Below are 17,226 nucleotides of genomic sequence, written 5' to 3' on the forward strand. Positions count from 1 at the left end.
CAAAAGTCCCTAAACTAAGTAAAAAACCGGTCGGATACGCATGGGGCATGTTCTTGTCGTCTGGCCATGCGAATCGCTTGGCTAAATCATCCGGGGCAGCCGCTGTGACATTGTCTGGCGAGCGGCGAGCCCGAATTGCTTAGCGAAACGATCGCCGCTATTCTACCGTGCCGCAGCACGATTTCTTGCCTGCGTGCTGGAAAAACCCCTTGTTTTCGATGACCGACCTTGCCGCCGCATCTGCCAACCGCGCGGCCGTCCGCACCGTATTTATCGTGTCGGATGGCACCGGGATCACTGCAGAAACCTTCGCCCACTCCATCCTGGCCCAGTTCGAGATGAAATTCCGCCAGGTGCGGATTCCGTTTGTCGACACGGTCGAAAAAGCGCATGTGGCGGTTGGCAAGATCAACGAGGCGTTCAACGCCGAGGGCGTTCGCCCGATCGTCTTCACCACGCTGGTGGATGCCGACGCCAACCAGATCGTCCATCGTGCCAAGGCCACCATCCTGGACATGTTCCAGACCTTCATCGAGCCGCTCGAGAAGGAGCTGAACCTCAAGTCCACCCACGCCATCGGCCGCTTCCATCAGAACGCCGACACCGAGGCATACAAAAACCGCATCGAAGCGATCAACTTTTCACTTGCGCACGATGACGGCCAGTCACACAAGAACCTGGCCGAGGCGGATGTGATCCTGGTGGGGGTATCCCGCAGCGGCAAGACGCCAACCAGCCTCTACCTGGCAATGCAGTACGGCGTGAAATCGGCCAACTATCCGCTCATTCCTGATGATTTCGAGCGCGGCAAGCTGCCCACGGTGCTGTACGACTACAAGAGCAAGATTTTCGGCCTGTCGATCGACCCACAGCGCCTGTCCGAGATCCGCAACGAACGTCGCCCAGGCAGCAAATACGCTGCGATCGAGAACTGCCGCTACGAGGTCAACGAGGCCGAATCGATGATGCGGCGCGAGGGTATCAAGTGGCTGTCGTCCACGCACAAGTCGATCGAAGAGATTGCGACGACGGTCCTGCAGGACATCAAGATGGAGCGCGACAACTACTGAGCGTCGTGCTCACGCAATAAAAAACGGCCGGGTTCGCACCGGCCGTTTTGCTTTTCCGCCGACGCTGGGCTCAAGCGCGATCGCGCACCCAGTTGCCGCCGTGCGCAGCCGCCTGGGCGGCAGGGGATGTCGCCAGATAGGCCAGGGCCTGCTCGGTCGAACCCTCATGGTGTGGCGTGTAGCTGGGTCGGAAATAGCGCAGCGCGGCGCCCAGCATTTTCCAGAACGACGGCAGGCAACCGCGGCGCGACCCGTGCCACCAGCCGCGGATGAACCCCGGAAAGCGCCCCGCCCCGGGATCGCGCTTGTACATGAAGCGAAAGCCCGTCACCAGGAAATACAGCAGCAGCAGGATCGTGCTCAGCATATGGAAGCAACGCTCAAAGTAGTTGCCGCCCATGTGCCGGAAGATGTCGAAGGCCACCGTGCGGTGTTCGACCTCCTCTGCGCCGTGCCAGCGCAGCAAATCGAGCATGACCGGATCGGCGTTGGCGGCATCCAGCCCTTTTGCGTTGAGCACCCAGTTGCCGAGATAGCCGAAGAAGTGTTCCAGCGCGGCGATGATGCCGAGTTGTTGCCGCAGCCAGAAGCGCGTATGGCCAATCTTCAGGCCGAGCGGTTGCTCACCGAGCACCTTGGAAAACAACCAATCCAGCCGCTTGGTGAAGGGCTGCGTGTCGATGCCGTGGTCCTTGTAGTAATGCGTGAGCACGCCGCCATGCGAGCGCGAATGGATCGCCTCCTGGCGCAGGAAGCCCTCCGCATCGGCGCGCAGTTTCGCATCGGTGATCTGCGGCATGGCCTTGTTGTAGACGCGGCAGAACCACAGCTCGCCGGCCGGAAACAGCAGGTTGAGGATGTTGATGATGTGCGTGCTGGACGGATCACCGGGGATCCATTGGATGGGCGTGTCCTTCCAGTCGAAGCGCACGTGCCGGGGCTTGATGGTGTAGTCGAGCGCAGTCATGGTTTGTCTCCTGTCGTTCTTGTTCAGGACCGTGCTCAATGCCCGGCCATGCTCACGCGGGCAATCAGCCGGCTGAGCCACTGCGCGTAGCGTGAGATGAAGCGTGACGAATGCGCCTCGATGCCGATCGTGACGACCGGCTTGTTGCGGAGCACCGCACGGAGCATGGCTTTGGCAACGGTTTCGGGCTTGAGGCCGCGCAACTGGTAGAGCTTGGTTGCACGAGCGCGCAGTTGGGCTTGCTGCACCTCCGTCGTGCCGGCGTAGACGGTGGAGGCCATGATTCCCGTCTCGGCAAAGCCAGGGCAGATGGCCGATACGCCGATGCCCTGCCCGGCCAGTTCGCCACGCATGCATTCGGACAGCATCAGCACGGCGGCCTTGGTGGTCGCGTACGCGGCAAGATCGCGTGAGGGCGCAAAGGCCGCCGCCGACGCGGTATTCAGAACGTGCCCGCCCTGCCCACGCGCCACCATCTGCTTGGCGAACAGCCGCGCGCCGTGGATCACGCCCCACACGTTCACATGCAGGATGCGCTGCCAATCGCGCTCGGAGGTGTCGACAATGCCGCCCGCCATGCCGATGCCCGCGTTGTTGACGACAATGTCAGCGCCACCCAGCGCCTTGCCGACCCAATCGACCAGGGCTTCCATCTGCTCAGCGTTGCCCACATCAACGGTGCACGCCCACGCCTTGCCGCCGGAGAGCCGGATCAGTGTGGCGGTGCGTTCGGCGTCCTCCGCACGAATGTCGACTGCGACGATGGCCGCGCCTTGCTCCGCAAACTCCAGCGCCGCGCAGCGACCGATACCGCTGCCCGCACCGGTGATGACGGCCAGCTTGCCGGTGAACGGCTTGCGTTCGCCGTGCTGGCGAGCGCGCTGCAACGCCTCGGATTCCGGCTTGCCCTCGGCGTGCTCGATCAGCTCGCGCGCCATCGCGGCCATGCGCCCGGCATGTGTCACGGGCAGCCAGTGCCGCGCCACCACTTCGCGCCGCCAATAGTTCGGCACCCAACGCGATAGGTCTTCGGACAATGCGGGGCTCACGTACTTGTCCAGCGTCGGCACGATCACCTGCACGGGCGCATGCGCGTAGCGTTTACGCGGCGTGAACAGGCTGCGGATGAAGTTGGCGCGATACAGCGAGACGCCACGTACCCCATCGGCCGTCTGCGTGGCGCGCGGCACGATGGTGGTCCTCTCCACGCGACGCAGCACGCGCGGCCAGACCCGCCCCAGCCATAGGCGCCAGCTCAACTCCGGCACGATCGGCAGATGGAACAGCAGCACGTACCACGAGCGCACAAGCTGCCCCAGCATCTTGCCCAGCGACGATGGCGACGGGCGCAGCAGACGCTGGCGCATCCAATGCCCGACGTGATCCAGACACGGCCCCGAGCACGACGTGTAAGACGCGATGCGCCCGCGCAGGCGCTCTTCCGTCACGAACTCCCACGACTGGATCGAACCCCAGTCGTGTGCAATCAAGTGGACAGGTTTGCTGGGGCTCAGCGCATCAATCACCGCGATGAAGTCGTCGGTCAGGCGCGCGAAGGTGTAATTGCGCATCCCCTTGGGCGCGCTTGATTGCCCTGCGCCGCGCACGTCGTAGGCGATGACGTAGTAGTCGCGCGCGAGCATCGGCGCCATCTCGTGCCAGACCTCGCTGTTGTCCGGGTAGCCGTGGACGAGTACGACGGTCGGTCGGGCCGGGTCGCCCCAGGTCTTGACGGCGAGCGCGACGTCACCGGATTGCACGGTGCGCTCCGAATGTTCCTTGGGTGGAAAGGCGGCGGCCGGCTCGAACAACGCCAGCGGGGCCTCTTCAAGAAGCGTCTTCATCTGAGCCTCCGCAAGCATCAGGCCGCACGCTGCTGTGCGAGCTGGCGTTGTTGCCACCTGCGCACGTGCGGCAGATCGTCGTCGAGCCAGTAGGCATCGTCTTCGGTGATGACGAGCAGTTCTTCGAACTTGGCACCCACGCCATGGAAACCCAGGTGCGGCTCGACGGCCCACAGGCCTGGCACCGGTGCGTGCTCGGAGCGTCGGTCAATCGACCACAGCGGTGACCACCCCTCCTGCTTGCCGCTGCGCACCTGGTCGAGAATCAGGTTGCGGGTGGCGTTCAACCCGAAGCGCGCCACGAAGTGCGGCTTCGACGTTTTCTCCAGCTTGGCCACGCGATGCGCCAGCACCTTGAACGGATAGGCCTTGTGGCGCGGCTCGACGCCCTGCTTCATGCAGAGCTGATCGACCGCACGGGCGACCTCCGCCATCGGGTGGCGCTCGCGAATCAGGCGCACGATCAGCTCGCGGTGCGCCATCAGATCGTCCAGCAGCTGTTCAAGGATGGCGTTCTCGCCAAGACACGTGGCGTAGCCCACGTCGGCAATCACCCCGTTGCGCACCGGCGCCACGTCCAGGATGACCGGCATGTTCTCCTCCAGCCGCCGCGACGACGGAAAGAACGCCATGTTGAAACCGGCCATGTGCGTCAGACCCGAGAACCCCCGAAACGCCGTGCGATCACCAAACCAGGCGAACGGCTTGTGCAGCCAGTCATGCACACCGCGGTCACCCAGCCACTCGGTGAGCAGCCTGGCCCCATCCTTCTCCGTCATGCCCGGGCGCAACATGCCCCCGACTGCTTCGACGCATTGGTAGGCGAGTTGCTGGATTTCACGAAACTGCGCGAGTTCGTCGACATTGACGCGCGCCAGCGCGGGGTTCGGCATGGCCGGTCTCCTTGAGTCTGGTTATCGAGGGGCGCTCAATGGCACCACGCTCAATGTTCCATTACTCAATGGCAAAGTCAATGCAGGACTTTTCTGGCGTTTGAAAACGCCGTGTGACCGGTAATCAACAGGAAAACGAGATCAGCCAGCGCGACGCTGGCGCACCGCTTCGAACAGGCAGACGGCTGCTGCGGCAGCTACGTTAAGGGATTCCATACCGCCTGGCTGGGGGATCGTCACAGGGGTGGTTACCGCCGACAGCCATGCGTCGGACACGCCCGCCCCCTCGTTGCCGAAGACCCAACCGACGGGTGAATTCAGCGGCACATCGAAGACGGCCTCCTTAGCGTGCGACGACGTTGCCAGCAATGGCACCCGAATACGCGGATGCACGTTCTCGAACGTGCAGTGCTCGACGATGTTCAGGTGGAAATGCGCGCCCATTGCAGCGCGCAAGGTCTTGGCTGACCACGCGAACGCACAACCCGCCGTCATGAACACGTCGCGCACCCCCGCCGCCGCCGCGCAGCGCAGGATCGAGCCGACGTTGCCGGCATCCTGAATGCCATCCAGGATCACGCAATCAGCATCAATGACTTGCGGCAGATGGCCTTCAGGCGTTTCGATCAAGGCGATCAGATCCACGCCATTGACGACCGTGGTGAGCTGGGAAAATAGGTTGTCGGCCAGCAGGATGACAGTCTGCGGATCCATGCGATCCAGCAGCACCGTGACTTCCGGGTGAGCGACATGACGCTCGGAAACCAGGATCTGGTCCGGCGTCTGGCCTGCATCCAGATAGGCAGCAACCAGATGCACGCCGTCGAGCACGGATTGCCCCGCGCGCCGGCGTTGCTGTGTCGAGCCCGACAGCGCTTTCAGGTGCTTGAATACGGCGTTGTCACGAGAAGTGATGTGCTTCATGAAAATCAGTCGTCCCAGGCGGGGCTACCACCCGCAGTCGTTGCAGCCTGCGCTTCCAGCGCGCGGCGCACCGGCGCAAATGAACGGCGATGATGCGGTGTCACGCCATGCGCTTCGATGGCAGCCAAATGCTGGGGCGTGCCATAGCCGGCATGCAAATCGAAGCCGTACGCCGGAAACGCCGCGTGCAAAGCGACCAACTGCCGATCACGTGTGACCTTGGCAAGAATCGACGCCGCCGAAATCTCCTGCACCAGCGCGTCGCCCTTGACGATGGCTTCCACCGCAAACGGCACCTGCGGGCAGCGATTGCCGTCCACCTGTACGAGGTCAGGCAGCGTGCCTTTCGCAGCCACGCCCTGCACAGCGCGCTGCATGGCCAGCATAGTCGCATGCAGGATGTTGATCCGGTCGATCTCCTCGACGGTTGCCTCAGCCACATGCCAAGCAAGCGCCTTTTCGATGATCTCGTCGTACAGCGCCTCGCGCTTTTTTGCGGTGAGAATCTTGGAATCGGCCAGCCCAGCAATCGGCTTGCGTGGGTCGAGGATGACGGCAGCGGCTGTTACCGGCCCGGCCAGCGGCCCACGGCCAGCTTCATCCACGCCACACAGAATGCGGTGCACACGCTTGCCGGCATCGTCCACCGGCTCTTGCGACAGCAGCAGGCCCAGTTGATCCGGATTGGGTTTGCGGGAAGCCATGGCGTTAAAGCTGACCGCGGCTGCGCAGCAAATCGGCCACGACCTTCGCGCCAATCTCCGCCATGTTCTGCTTGAGCGTCAGATGCATCTGCGTGAAATGCTCTCGCAGGAAGGTGGCGTTGCCGTGATCGCTCAACTGCAGCAGCGTCTCACGCGCAAGCGCCTCGGGTGTCGCGTCGTCCTGCAGCAGTTCGGGCACGACAAAGCGGCCGGACAGTATGTTCGGCAGCCCCACATACGGCAGATAGCCCTTGCGCTTCATGATCTGTGCCGTCAACCAGGGCACCTTGTAGGTGATGACCATGGGCTTCTTGTACAGCGCGGCTTCCAGCGTGGCGGTGCCGCTGGCAAGCAGAATCACGTCAGCGGCTTCCATGGCCGCGTGCGACTGGCCGTCAACCACCCACAGATGCAGGCCCGGGTGCTCTGCACGCAGGGCATCAACGCGCTCGCGCAGTGTCGCGCTGGCGGCCGGCAATACGAAGGCGATGTCCGGCTCGACCGCCTGCATGCGCACCATGGCCGCGAACAGCGTCGGCCCGAGGTTCTTGACCTCTGAGTTACGGCTGCCCGGTAGCACCGCCACGATCTTGCGACCCAGTGGTAGACCCAGGCGCGTGCGCGCACCTTCCACGTCTGGCACCAGCGGAATCACGTCCGCCAGCGGATGACCGACGTACGTGGCAGGAATGCCCGCCTTGGCGTAGATTTCGGGCTCGAACGGGAACAGGCAGAGGATGTGGTCAACAGCCTTGGCGATCGTTTTGATGCGCCCGGCACGCCACGCCCAGATCGACGGGCTGACGAAGTGCACCACCGGCACACCCGCCTGCCGCATGGCGATCTCGACGTTGAAATTGAAGTCCGGCGCATCGACGCCGATGAAGGCCAGCGGCGGATTGGTCAGCAGATCCTGCTTGAGCTCCTTGCGGATAGCGAGGATCTCGCGCAGTTGGCCGAGCACTTCCACGTAGCCGTTGACCGACAGCTTGTGCATCGGCCAATTGGACTGAAAACCTTGCTCGGCCATGCGCGCACCGCCGATGCCGTTGTAGGCAATATCGGCGGGCAGTTGTGCGTGCAACCCCTTGAGCAGCAGCGAGGCCAGCAGATCGCCGGACGCCTCGCCTGCCACCATGCCGATGCGGCGCGCCGGCGCGGCCCCCTGGGCCTGATCGGTCAACGCACGATGCCGCGCTTGGTGGCGGCGATGAAATCTGCGAACGCGGTCAGCACTTCACGCGTCGGGGCATCGTCAGCCTGGGCAACCTGCGCGGCAATCTCGGCCTTGGCCTGATCGAAGCTCAGGTCGCTCTTGTAGAGCAGCTTGTACGCTTGGCGCAGGCCGGTGATCTGCTCGGCCGTGAAACCGCGTCGGCGCAGACCTTCGACGTTGATGCCGTGCGGTGCGGCCTTATTGCCACCCTTGTCGCTCGCGGCAATCACGAACGGCGGCACGTCCTGCACCAGCGCCGAGGCACCGCCCAGCATCGCGTGCGCACCGATGCGCACGAACTGGTGCACGCCGGACATACCGCCCAGGATGGCCCAGTCGCCGACTTCCACGTGGCCGGCAATCTGCGCGTTGCTCGAGAACACGGTGTGGTTGCCCACGCGGCAGTCGTGCGCGATGTGCACGTAGGCCATGATCCAGTTGTCGTCGCCAATGGACGTGATACCGGCATCCTGCGAAGTGCCGGTGTGGATCGTGGTGAACTCGCGGATGGTGTTGCGATCGCCAACGATGAGCTGCGTCGGCTCATCGCGATACTTCATGTCCTGCGGGCGGCCGCCCACCGACGCGAAGTGGCCGATGCTGTTGTCGCGACCCAGCGTGGTGTAGCCCTCAACCACCGTGTGATGACCGACACGTGTGCCCGCGCCCATGCGCACATTCGGGCCGACAACGGTAAAGGCGCCAATCTCGACGCTGGAGTCCAGCTCGGCTTTCGGGTCGATCAGCGCGGTCGGATGGATCTTGCTCGTGCTCATGCGGCTCCCTTCGGTTCATCCTTGATGATCGCGCACATGATTTCAGCTTCGGCGGCAATCTCGTTGTCCACCATGCCGAACACCTTGAACTTCCAGAAGCCGCGCTTGCCACGCAGCAGTTCTGCGTGCAGGCAGAGTTGATCGCCAGGCACGACCTGTCGCTTGAATCGGGCGCCATCAATGGCCGTGAACAGATAGAGATCGTTCTCGTTGCGTTGGTGACCAGGCTCACCGAAGGTCAACAGCGCGGCAGTCTGCGCCAGCGCTTCGAGAATCAGCACACCCGGCATGACCGGGTGCCCCGGGAAGTGGCCGTTGAAGAACGGCTCGTTAAACGTGACGTTCTTGATGGCCTTAATGCGCTTGCCCGATTCGAACTCGACCACACGATCGACCAACAGCATCGGGTAGCGATGCGGCAGCAGGTCGAGGATCTTCTTGATGTTGAAATCGCTGACGAGGCTGGTCGTCGCGTTGGTCGTATTCGATGCTTCGGTCATGATTCTTTGCGCAGGTCTTTGACCCGCTGTTCCAGTTGTTGCAACCGTTCGCGCATGCGCGTCAGGCCTCGAACGATGGCCGCGTTACGCTCCCAATCGCCATGCGGCATGAACGGGAAGACGCTGGTGAAATGGCCACCAGGTTTGGTGATGGATTTGGTGATGGACGTACCGCCCGAGACGGTCACGCGGTCCGCAATCGTCAGGTGGCCAGCAAAGTTCGCCGCGCCACCGATGATGCAGTAGCGTCCGATCTTCGTGCTGCCCGAGATGGCCGCGCAGCCTGCAATGACGGTGTAGGCACCCACGTGCACGTTGTGTGCAATCTGCACCTGGTTGTCGATCTTGCAGCCCTGCTCGACCACCGTGTCGGCCATGGCGCCGCGGTCGATGGCGGTATTCGCGCCGATCTCCACATCGTCGCCAATCACCGCGCGGCCGGTCTGCGGAATCTTCACCCACTCGCCGCCTTGCGGGCCAAAGTCCGGCGCAAAGCCGAAACCGTCTGCACCGATCACCACGCCGCTGTGCAAGATGCAACGCGCACCCACCACACAGCCGTGGTAAATCGAGACGTTTGCGTAGAGGAGCGTGTCGTCGCCGATGCGCGCATCTGCACCAACAAAGCCGTTACCAGCAATACGTACGCGCTCACCGAGCACGGCGCCAGCCTCGATGGTCACGTTCGGGCCGATCGAGCATGATGCCGGCACCACGGCCCCCTCGCCCACGCTCGCACTCGGATGGACACCCGGCACCACCGGTCGCGCAGTCAGCGCGACAAAGCGCTGTGCAACGCGAGCAAACGCAGCATACGGATTGGCTGCCACCAGCCAGTTTCGGCCGTCAGCATGACCTTGGGCGGCGAGCGTTTCCAGATCGCGGGGCGATACGATGATCGCTCCCGCATTGGAGTCGACAGCCTGATTGAGGTACAGCGGATTGGAAAGAAAGGCGAGCTGATCGGCGCCGGCCTGATCCAGCGGCGCGATCGACTTGACGATCAGGCCTGCGTCACCCTGGACGGTCGCGCCGAGCGACGCGGCAAGTTCACCAAGCGAAAACGACATGGGAACAACCTCATTTCGCCGATTGCGAAGCCGCGTTCAGCGCCTTGAGCACATCGTCGGTGATGTCGATGCGCGGATTCACATACACCGCTTCCTGCACGATCAGGTCGTACTTGCGCTGCTCGGCGATCGAACGGATCACGCGGTTGGCGCGCTCAAGCACCTGGGCCAGCTCTTCGTTGCGACGCTGGTTCAGGTCTTCACGGAACTCGCGTTGCTTGCGCTGGAAATCGCGGTCCAGATCGGACAGCTCGCGCTGACGACGCGTTCGGTCAGCATCGGCCAGCACGGCCGAGTCCTTGTCCAGCTTGTCGGACATGGCCTTGAGTTTGGCGGCCGTGTCCTGCAGATCGCGGTCGCGCTTGGCAAACTCAGCTTCCAGCTTGGACTGCGCTGCCTTTGCCGGCTGCGAGTCGCGCAGGATGCGCTCGGAATTGACGGCGGCGATACGTGCTTCCTGCGCAGCGGCCGGCAGTGCAAAGCTGGCGGCGGCGAGCGCAGCAAAAGCAACCGACACGCCCAAGCGGGACAATGTGACGCGTGTGGATTTCATGATGAATGCAGTCATTAGAATGCCGTCCCGATCTGGAACTGGAAGCGTTGAGTCTGGTCTTCAGCCTTCCGCTTGATCGGGAAGCCCATGCTGATCTTCAGCGGACCAATCGGCGACAGCCACGACAGGCCGAAACCGGTCGAGTAGCGCATGTCGCTAAGCTTGTACGGCTGGGCGGCTTCCGCGAACACGTTACCGTAGTCGAAGAAGGTGAACAGGCGGACGGTACGGTCCACACCCGAGCCCGGCAGCGGGAAGATGAATTCGACGTTACCGACAATCTTGCTCGCGCCACCAATGGCAATGCCGTTGGCGTCGCGCGGGCCCAGCGTGCTGGTTTCATAGCCGCGCACCGAGCCGATACCACCCGCGTAGTAGTTCTTGAAGATCGGGAAGTCCTTGCCGCCGTAGCCTCGGCCATAGCCGAACTCGTTGTTGAAGGCCAGCGTAAACGACTTCGAGACCGGATAGAACCACTGGTGCTGATAGTACGCGCGATAGTACGTGACACCGCCCGGAACACCAATTTCCAGATTGGCCTGCTGATAGCGGCCGCGGGTCGGAACCAGGGCGCTGTCACGCTGATCCTTCGACCAACCGATCGTGAACGGGAAGTTGTTGGTGATACGACCGTTCTTGGTCACCCAGTTCTGATAGGCCAGCGGCGTATTGGCCGACACGTCGATGCTGGTGCGCTCGTAGCCGATGCCGAAGAACACGGTATCGGTTTCCGAGAACGGCACACCAAACTTCATGTTGCCGCCCTCCTGCACGATCTTGTACGTCGAGTCGCCGGTGTAGTACAGCGGCTGATACGTACGGTAGTACAGCTCGGTCGAACGGCTGATGCCGTCGGTCGTGAAGTACGGATCGAACTGCGTCACTGCAATGGTGCGGTTTGCCTTGGAGGTGTTCACGTCCAGGCCCAGGCTGGTACCGGAACCGAACACGTTGTCCTGGCGGATACCGGCCGAGAGCACCACCTTGTCCGTCGACGAGAAGCCCACACCCAGGTTGATCTGGCCAGTCGGCTTTTCCGTCACGTTGACGTTGACGTCCACCTGGTCAGACGTACCCGGCACGTCTTCGGTGGTGATGTTCGCATCGGTGAAATAGCCCGTGCGGTTGATGCGGTTCTGCGAGAGCTGCAGCTTCTCACCGTCAAACCACGAGGCTTCCATCTGGCGCATTTCTCGGCGCACCACTTCATCACGCGTCTTGCTGTTGCCAAGCACGTTGACGCGGCGCACGTAAACACGGCGGCCCGGATCAACCACCAGCGTGAGCGCAACCGTGCGGTCCTTCTGGTTGATCTGCGGCTGTGGGTTGATCGTAGCGAAAGCGTAGCCGTACGTGCCGAGCAGATCGGTGATCGACTTGGTCGTGGCCGACAGCTTGGCCGAGGAGAACACATCGCCCTGCTTGAGCTTGATGAGCCTCTCCATCTCGGCTTGCTTGGAGAGCAGCTCGCCGGTCAGCTTGATGTCCGACACCTTGTACTGTTCACCCTCGTGGATGTTCAGCGTGAGGTAGATGTCCTTCTTGTCCGGCGTGATGGAAACCTGGGTCGACTCGATCGCGAATTCCAGGTAACCGCGGTCCAGGTAGAACGAGCGCAGCGCTTCCAGATCGGCGGTCAGCTTTTGCTTGGAATACAGATCGTTCTTCGTGTACCACGACAACCAGTTGGGCGTGGACAGTTGCATCTCGTCGCGCAAGTCGCCTTCCTTGAAGGCCTTGTTGCCGACGATATTGATCTGGCGAATCTTGGCCGTCGGACCTTCGTCCACCGTGAAGGTAATCGACACACGGTTGGCATCGACCGGCGTGACGGTAGTCGACACGTCGGCGGCATAGTAGCCGCGCGAAACGTATTGGCGCTTGATTTCCTGCTCAGCGCGGTCGATCAGCGACTTGTCGTAGTAGCGCGCTTCGGCCACGCCCACGCCACGCAGTGTGCGGCGCAGTGCGTCCTTGTCGAACTCCTTGAAGCCGATGAACTCGAGCTGCGAGATGGCCGGACGCTCTTCCACGCGCACCACCAGCACGTTGCCTTCGGCGCGGATCTGTACGTCCTTGAAGAAGCCGGTGTTGTAGAGCGCGCGGATCGATTCGGCGCCCTTCTCGTCGGTGAAGGTCTCACCTACCTTCACGGGCAGATAGCCGAACACGGTACCCGGTTCGACGCGCTGTACCCCCTCCACGCGAATGTCCTTCACGACGAACGGCTCCACTGCATGAGCCTGACCGGCAGTCACGGTCAGAACGGAAGCCGCCAGCACGCTGAGCGGGAAGCGATGTTGTCTGATCAATCTAATCCCCTAAATTGGATCCGGTTGGAATCCACTTCCGAGTGTTTTCAAAATCTTGGGTTGCCCGCTCACGCTTGGGGCAACGATGCGGCTTACCGACAAAAAAACGCGGTTTAGCCTCGAGTCAGAAACAGCCGACTCAAATCGTTGTACAAGGCGAGCGAAGTGAGAAGCAGAATGCAGGCGACGCCGATCTTTTGGAGTACTGCTTGCCAGGATTCCGGCACGGGTCGGCCTGTCAAAAATTCCACGCAATAATACAGCAAATGCCCCCCATCCAATACCGGAACAGGCAACAAGTTCAGGACACCGAGGCTGACGCTGATCAACGCGAGAAAACCTACAAACGTCTGCCAGCCAAGGCTTGCCGCCTTACCGGCAAAGTCCGCCACCGTGATCGGGCCACTCAGGTTCTGCAGCGAAGCCTGCCCCACGATCATCTTGCCAAGCACCTGCAGCGACAGCACCGAGGTCTGCCAGACCTGGCGCAATCCGTGCACCAATGCGGCGCCCGGCGCGTCACGCATCAACGCCGTCTCCACTTTCTGGTTGAGTTGCGCGCCGAGCTTGCCGATCTTCGCCCCATTCGGGCTCTTCGGATCGACATCGGCATCGGGGCGAACCGGCAGCGTCATTGGCTCACCGTTACGCAGAATGTCGATCGAGGCGTTCTGCTCGGGCATCGCGCGAATCTGGCGGATCAGATCCATCGCCTGGTCTGCAGGCTGACCAGCGAAGCGGACGATCTGGTCGCCAGCACGCAACCCGGCACGGGCAGCAGCACTGTTCGGCAGAACACCGACGATGGTGACCGGACCGCCCTGCAGCCGCAAACCAATCTGGTCGATCACGTCGGCCTGGGGCGTACGTGCGGGGCTCGGCAAGCCCTGCAGGCGAACCGTGCGTTCCGAGCCATCGGTACCACGCACCTGCACGAGTGCGTCATGCCCGCCGATGCCGGCCGAATACAGGCGCATGCGCACATCGCTCCAGCTACGCACAGGGCTCGGGGCTTCAACGTCGGTGCCGACGGCAATCACCTGATCTTTCGCGCGCAGATCAGCCTGCGCGGCAATGCTGCCCGGCGGCGGCGCACCGAGAATGGGCAGCGGCTCGACGGCCCCAACCCACGCCAGCGCTGCATACAGAACGATCGCCAGCAGGAAGTTGGCGACGGGGCCTGCGGCCACGATGGCGAAACGCTTGTAGACAGGCTGGTGATCGAAGGTGCGCGGCAGCTCGTCGGGCAGGATAGGCGGATCTTTCTCAGGGTCCCTCGCGCCCTCGCCCAGCATCTTGACGTAACCGCCAAGCGGGATGGCGCAGAGGGTCCATTCGGTGCGGTCCGGGCCGCGGCCGACATGACGAAACAGCACCTTGCCGAAGCCGACCGAAAACCGCAGCACTTTCACGCCGCACAAACGCGCGACGCTGTAGTGGCCCAGCTCATGAATGACGATCAGTACCGCGATCGCAAAAACAAACGCTAAAACGGTCTGCAAGAACCTTCTCCGGAAGCACTGATGGGCGCGCACGGGCGCAACCCGCGCGAGCCTACTATGTTACCCGCTCGCGCTGACGGAGCACTTGTCACGCAGCCGGCAGATGCGCGCACGCCGTCGCAATGTAGCGCTCTGCCTCGCCACGCGCGTACGCATCGGCAGCAAACACGGTGTCGAGCGAGTCCGCCGGTACGATGGAAGCACGCGCCAGCGTGTCGCCCACCACGGCAGCAATATCGGTAAAACGGATGCGGCGCTGCAAAAATGCATCGACCGCCACCTCGTTGGCCGCATTCAGCACAGCAGGTGCCGTGCCACCGGCGCGTAGCGCGTCAAATGCGAGTGCGAGGCACGGGAAGCGGCGCAGGTCCGGCGCCTCGAAAGTCAGCGTGCCGGTGGCGGCCAAGTCCAGCAGCGGCACACCGGCCTCAATCCGCTCCGGGTACGCGAGCCCGTATGCAATCGGCGTACGCATGTCGGGGTTACCGAGCTGCGCCAGCACCGAGCCATCGTCGTAGCCGACCATTGAATGGATCACGCTCTGCGGATGGATCAGCACCTCAAGGCGCTCGACCGGCACGCCAAACAGCCAGTACGCCTCGATCACCTCCAGCCCCTTGTTCATCATGGTGGCGGAGTCGACCGAGATCTTGCGTCCCATGACCCAGTTGGGGTGAGCGCAAGCCTGGTCGGGCGTAACGTCAGCAAGGGTGTCGACGGCGCGCGTGCGGAATGGGCCGCCCGAGGCGGTCAGGACGATACGCGACACGCCTCGGCCAAACGTGGGGGCCTGCTGCGGCAGACACTGAAAAATGGCGTTGTGCTCGCTATCGATCGGCAGCACGGTGGCGCCATGCTGGCGCACGGCGTCCATGAAGAGCGCGCCGGACATCACCAGCGCTTCTTTGTTCGCCAGCAACACGCGCTTGCCTGCACGTACGGCGGCCAACGTCGGACGCAAGCCTGCGGCGCCCACAATGGCAGCCATGACAGCATCGCAATCAGGATGCGCGGCAGCCTCTTCCAGTGCCTCAGTGCCAAAACGGATATCGATGCCGGCCGCATCAGCGCCAAGCTGCTCACGTAGCGCTTGAGCCGCTGCCGCCGAGCCAAGCACAGCCATCCGCGGACGGAACTCGCGGCATAACTTCGCAAGCTTGTCGGCCTGTGCATTGGCGGTGAGTGCGAACACGCGGTACTTGTCGGGGTGACTGCGCACCACGTCGAGCGTGCTGTCACCAATGGAGCCGGTTGCGCCAAGAACGGTCAAACGCATCATGTTCGGAAGACGCCTCAGGAGATCAGCAACGCGGCCAGCGGGAACACCGGTAACAGCGCGTCGATACGGTCGAGCACGCCGCCATGGCCAGGCAGCAGCCGGCTGCTGTCCTTCATGCCAACCTGGCGCTTGAGCAGGGACTCAAACAAATCGCCGCCAATGCTTGCAGCCACCAGCACGATCGTCAGCGCCAAGGCGACGATTGCACCGTTCTGGTCGAACTGGCGCGAGAACCACGTCGGCGCAAACCAATGCGTAACGCCCGCCACTGTCGCGATGATTGCCACGAGCACGGCCCCACCAATCGCACCTTCCCATGACTTGCCGGGACTGATGGTCGGCGCCAGCTTGCGCCGGCCAATGGCCTTGCCAACGAAATAGGCACCCACATCGGCCGCCCATACGAGCACCGCGACGGAGAGCAGGAAAGCAATTCCCTGTGCACGCAGTGCGATGGCTGCATGCACGAACGCCGGCAACATCACCAAGCCCAACAACGTGAAGACGACCTTGCGCGTACCTTGCAGCTCACGCACGCCGCCAGCCAGCAGGCCCCAGGCGACCACCCACGCGATCACCGCGCCATGGAACAGCGGCCGCACATTGCCACGCACAGGGATGTCGTGCCAGGCGATTGTCAGCACAACCACGACCACCGCATACAGCATTGGCCCCCACCAGCCCGGCAAACGCACGAGCCGCCCCCACTCCCAGGCCGCCAACACGGCAAACACTGTCACCAGCCCGGCAAGGCCGGCTGGCGGTGCGAAGAACAGAATGGGCAGGATGACAATCAGCAGGCAGACGGCGGTAATGACGCGAGTCAGCAGCATGTGTCAGGCTCCGGCAGATAGCGCGGGGGGAACGCCGGGCTCAAGCTGCGCACTGGTGCGGCCAAAGCGGCGCTCGCGATTGCGATACCAGGCGAAGGCACGATCCAGTTCTGCGGCATCGAAATCGGGCCAGTAGCGATCCGTGAAATACAGCTCCGAATACGCAAGCTGCCAGAGCAGGAAGTTGCTGATGCGCTGTTCGCCGCCAGTGCGGATAAACAGGTCTGGCTCGGGCGCATAGGCCAGCGCCATGTACGGCGCCAGAACGTCTTCCGTGATGGCCTCGGGCGCGATGCCCGGCTGCGCCACCATCAATGCCCGCATGGCCTGGAGGATGTCCCACCGGCCGCCGTAGTTGGCGAGGATGGTGACCGTCAGGCCTGGATTGGCAGCCGTCTTGGCCTCCGCCTCGCGGATCAGCAATTGAATGCGCGGGCTGAACGCCGACAGGTCACCCACCACGCGCAAGCGGATGCCATTCGCATGCAGCTTGCTCACCTCGCGGCGCAGCGCTGTCATGAACAGCTTCATCAGGAAGGTGACTTCTTCAGCCGGGCGGCGCCAGTTCTCAGAACTGAAGGCGAACAGTGTCAGATAACCGACACCTCGGCGCGCCGCAGCTTCAACCGTTGCGCGCACGGCATCGAGGCCACGGCTGTGCCCCGCCACGCGCGGCAAATGGCGCTCGGTGGCCCAACGGCCGTTGCCATCCATGATGACGGCAACGTGGCGCGGGGTATCAGCGGTGTCCGGCACCGCCTGTGTGGAACTAATATGCATGAA

General features: G+C 62.9%; 16 protein-coding genes. 1 reads left to right on the forward strand and 15 read right to left on the reverse strand.

Translation table 11 applies throughout. The features are described 5' to 3' along the window. The first annotated feature begins 218 nt into the window (after window positions 1-218). Window positions 219-1,070, forward strand: a complete 852-nt coding sequence (gene ppsR / locus F7R11_RS11150) for a posphoenolpyruvate synthetase regulatory kinase/phosphorylase PpsR (protein WP_064806320.1) — start codon at window positions 219-221, stop codon at window positions 1,068-1,070. Between the two features lie 70 nt (window positions 1,071-1,140). Here ppsR and F7R11_RS11155 read toward each other — a convergent pair whose 3' ends face one another. The 15 genes from F7R11_RS11155 to uppS form a co-directional block, all read right to left on the reverse strand. After that, window positions 1,141-2,037 carry a metal-dependent hydrolase gene (locus F7R11_RS11155; protein WP_064803551.1) on the reverse strand — a complete coding sequence of 299 codons (897 nt, stop codon included), beginning with the start codon at window positions 2,035-2,037 and terminating at the stop codon, window positions 1,141-1,143. Between the two features lie 35 nt (window positions 2,038-2,072). Continuing rightward, the gene (locus F7R11_RS11160; RefSeq protein ID WP_064806322.1) at window positions 2,073-3,881 is read right to left on the reverse strand and encodes an SDR family oxidoreductase; all 1,809 of its coding nucleotides are present in this window, start codon (window positions 3,879-3,881) and stop codon (window positions 2,073-2,075) included. Between the two features lie 17 nt (window positions 3,882-3,898). Next, window positions 3,899-4,774 carry a M24 family metallopeptidase gene (locus F7R11_RS11165; RefSeq protein ID WP_064803553.1) on the reverse strand — a complete coding sequence of 292 codons (876 nt, stop codon included), beginning with the start codon at window positions 4,772-4,774 and terminating at the stop codon, window positions 3,899-3,901. Window positions 4,775-4,915: 141 nt separating this feature from the next. Next, the gene (locus F7R11_RS11170; protein ID WP_064803555.1) at window positions 4,916-5,698 is read right to left on the reverse strand and encodes a TrmH family RNA methyltransferase; all 783 of its coding nucleotides are present in this window, start codon (window positions 5,696-5,698) and stop codon (window positions 4,916-4,918) included. A gap of 5 nt (window positions 5,699-5,703) precedes the next feature. Continuing rightward, window positions 5,704-6,402: a ribonuclease HII gene (gene rnhB, locus F7R11_RS11175; RefSeq protein WP_064803557.1), complete on the reverse strand. Its 699-nt coding sequence runs from the start codon at window positions 6,400-6,402 to the stop codon at window positions 5,704-5,706. Window positions 6,403-6,406: 4 nt separating this feature from the next. After that, a complete protein-coding gene (gene lpxB, locus F7R11_RS11180) occupies window positions 6,407-7,540 on the reverse strand; it encodes a lipid-A-disaccharide synthase (protein WP_064806324.1) in 1,134 nt (377 codons plus the stop codon). 41 nt (window positions 7,541-7,581) lie between these two features. Continuing rightward, window positions 7,582-8,394, reverse strand: coding sequence for an acyl-ACP--UDP-N-acetylglucosamine O-acyltransferase (gene lpxA / locus F7R11_RS11185; RefSeq protein ID WP_021194387.1), 813 nt, complete (start codon window positions 8,392-8,394; stop codon window positions 7,582-7,584). Then, window positions 8,391-8,894 carry a 3-hydroxyacyl-ACP dehydratase FabZ gene (gene fabZ, locus F7R11_RS11190; RefSeq protein WP_021194386.1) on the reverse strand — a complete coding sequence of 168 codons (504 nt, stop codon included), beginning with the start codon at window positions 8,892-8,894 and terminating at the stop codon, window positions 8,391-8,393. The genes lpxA and fabZ overlap by 4 nt, the downstream gene beginning before the upstream one ends. After that, window positions 8,891-9,964, reverse strand: coding sequence for a UDP-3-O-(3-hydroxymyristoyl)glucosamine N-acyltransferase (gene lpxD, locus F7R11_RS11195; RefSeq protein WP_021194385.1), 1,074 nt, complete (start codon window positions 9,962-9,964; stop codon window positions 8,891-8,893). The genes fabZ and lpxD overlap by 4 nt, the downstream gene beginning before the upstream one ends. 10 nt (window positions 9,965-9,974) lie before the next feature. Then, entirely contained in the window at window positions 9,975-10,532 is a 558-nt protein-coding gene (locus F7R11_RS11200; RefSeq protein WP_031329221.1) for an OmpH/Skp family outer membrane protein, read from the reverse strand. Then, window positions 10,532-12,829, reverse strand: a complete 2,298-nt coding sequence (gene bamA / locus F7R11_RS11205; RefSeq protein ID WP_064803559.1) for an outer membrane protein assembly factor BamA — start codon at window positions 12,827-12,829, stop codon at window positions 10,532-10,534. Before bamA ends, F7R11_RS11200 begins: the two co-directional genes overlap by 1 nt. Before the next feature lie 113 nt (window positions 12,830-12,942). Then, window positions 12,943-14,331, reverse strand: a complete 1,389-nt coding sequence (gene rseP, locus F7R11_RS11210; protein WP_064803560.1) for an RIP metalloprotease RseP — start codon at window positions 14,329-14,331, stop codon at window positions 12,943-12,945. 88 nt (window positions 14,332-14,419) lie between these two features. After that, the gene (gene ispC, locus F7R11_RS11215) at window positions 14,420-15,610 is read right to left on the reverse strand and encodes a 1-deoxy-D-xylulose-5-phosphate reductoisomerase (RefSeq protein WP_064803562.1); all 1,191 of its coding nucleotides are present in this window, start codon (window positions 15,608-15,610) and stop codon (window positions 14,420-14,422) included. Window positions 15,611-15,624: 14 nt separating this feature from the next. Continuing rightward, window positions 15,625-16,443: a phosphatidate cytidylyltransferase gene (locus F7R11_RS11220; RefSeq protein ID WP_064803564.1), complete on the reverse strand. Its 819-nt coding sequence runs from the start codon at window positions 16,441-16,443 to the stop codon at window positions 15,625-15,627. 3 nt (window positions 16,444-16,446) lie between these two features. Then, window positions 16,447-17,223 carry a polyprenyl diphosphate synthase gene (gene uppS, locus F7R11_RS11225; protein ID WP_064803566.1) on the reverse strand — a complete coding sequence of 259 codons (777 nt, stop codon included), beginning with the start codon at window positions 17,221-17,223 and terminating at the stop codon, window positions 16,447-16,449. Window positions 17,224-17,226 lie beyond the last annotated feature (3 nt).

The organism is Ralstonia insidiosa, from assembly GCF_008801405.1.
Taxonomy (GTDB): domain Bacteria; phylum Pseudomonadota; class Gammaproteobacteria; order Burkholderiales; family Burkholderiaceae; genus Ralstonia; species Ralstonia insidiosa.

Coding starts and splice junctions, on each gene's coding strand:
- ppsR (WP_064806320.1), top strand. CDS start 219: ATGACCGACCTTGCCGCCGCATCTGCCAACCGCGCGGCCGTCCGCACC.
- F7R11_RS11155 (WP_064803551.1), bottom strand. CDS start 2,037: ATGACTGCGCTCGACTACACCATCAAGCCCCGGCACGTGCGCTTCGAC.
- F7R11_RS11160 (WP_064806322.1), bottom strand. CDS start 3,881: ATGAAGACGCTTCTTGAAGAGGCCCCGCTGGCGTTGTTCGAGCCGGCC.
- F7R11_RS11165 (WP_064803553.1), bottom strand. CDS start 4,774: ATGCCGAACCCCGCGCTGGCGCGCGTCAATGTCGACGAACTCGCGCAG.
- F7R11_RS11170 (WP_064803555.1), bottom strand. CDS start 5,698: ATGAAGCACATCACTTCTCGTGACAACGCCGTATTCAAGCACCTGAAA.
- rnhB (WP_064803557.1), bottom strand. CDS start 6,402: ATGGCTTCCCGCAAACCCAATCCGGATCAACTGGGCCTGCTGCTGTCG.
- lpxB (WP_064806324.1), bottom strand. CDS start 7,540: ATGGTGGCAGGCGAGGCGTCCGGCGATCTGCTGGCCTCGCTGCTGCTC.
- lpxA (WP_021194387.1), bottom strand. CDS start 8,394: ATGAGCACGAGCAAGATCCATCCGACCGCGCTGATCGACCCGAAAGCC.
- fabZ (WP_021194386.1), bottom strand. CDS start 8,894: ATGACCGAAGCATCGAATACGACCAACGCGACGACCAGCCTCGTCAGC.
- lpxD (WP_021194385.1), bottom strand. CDS start 9,964: ATGTCGTTTTCGCTTGGTGAACTTGCCGCGTCGCTCGGCGCGACCGTC.
- F7R11_RS11200 (WP_031329221.1), bottom strand. CDS start 10,532: ATGACTGCATTCATCATGAAATCCACACGCGTCACATTGTCCCGCTTG.
- ispC (WP_064803562.1), bottom strand. CDS start 15,610: ATGATGCGTTTGACCGTTCTTGGCGCAACCGGCTCCATTGGTGACAGC.
- F7R11_RS11220 (WP_064803564.1), bottom strand. CDS start 16,443: ATGCTGCTGACTCGCGTCATTACCGCCGTCTGCCTGCTGATTGTCATC.
- uppS (WP_064803566.1), bottom strand. CDS start 17,223: ATGCATATTAGTTCCACACAGGCGGTGCCGGACACCGCTGATACCCCG.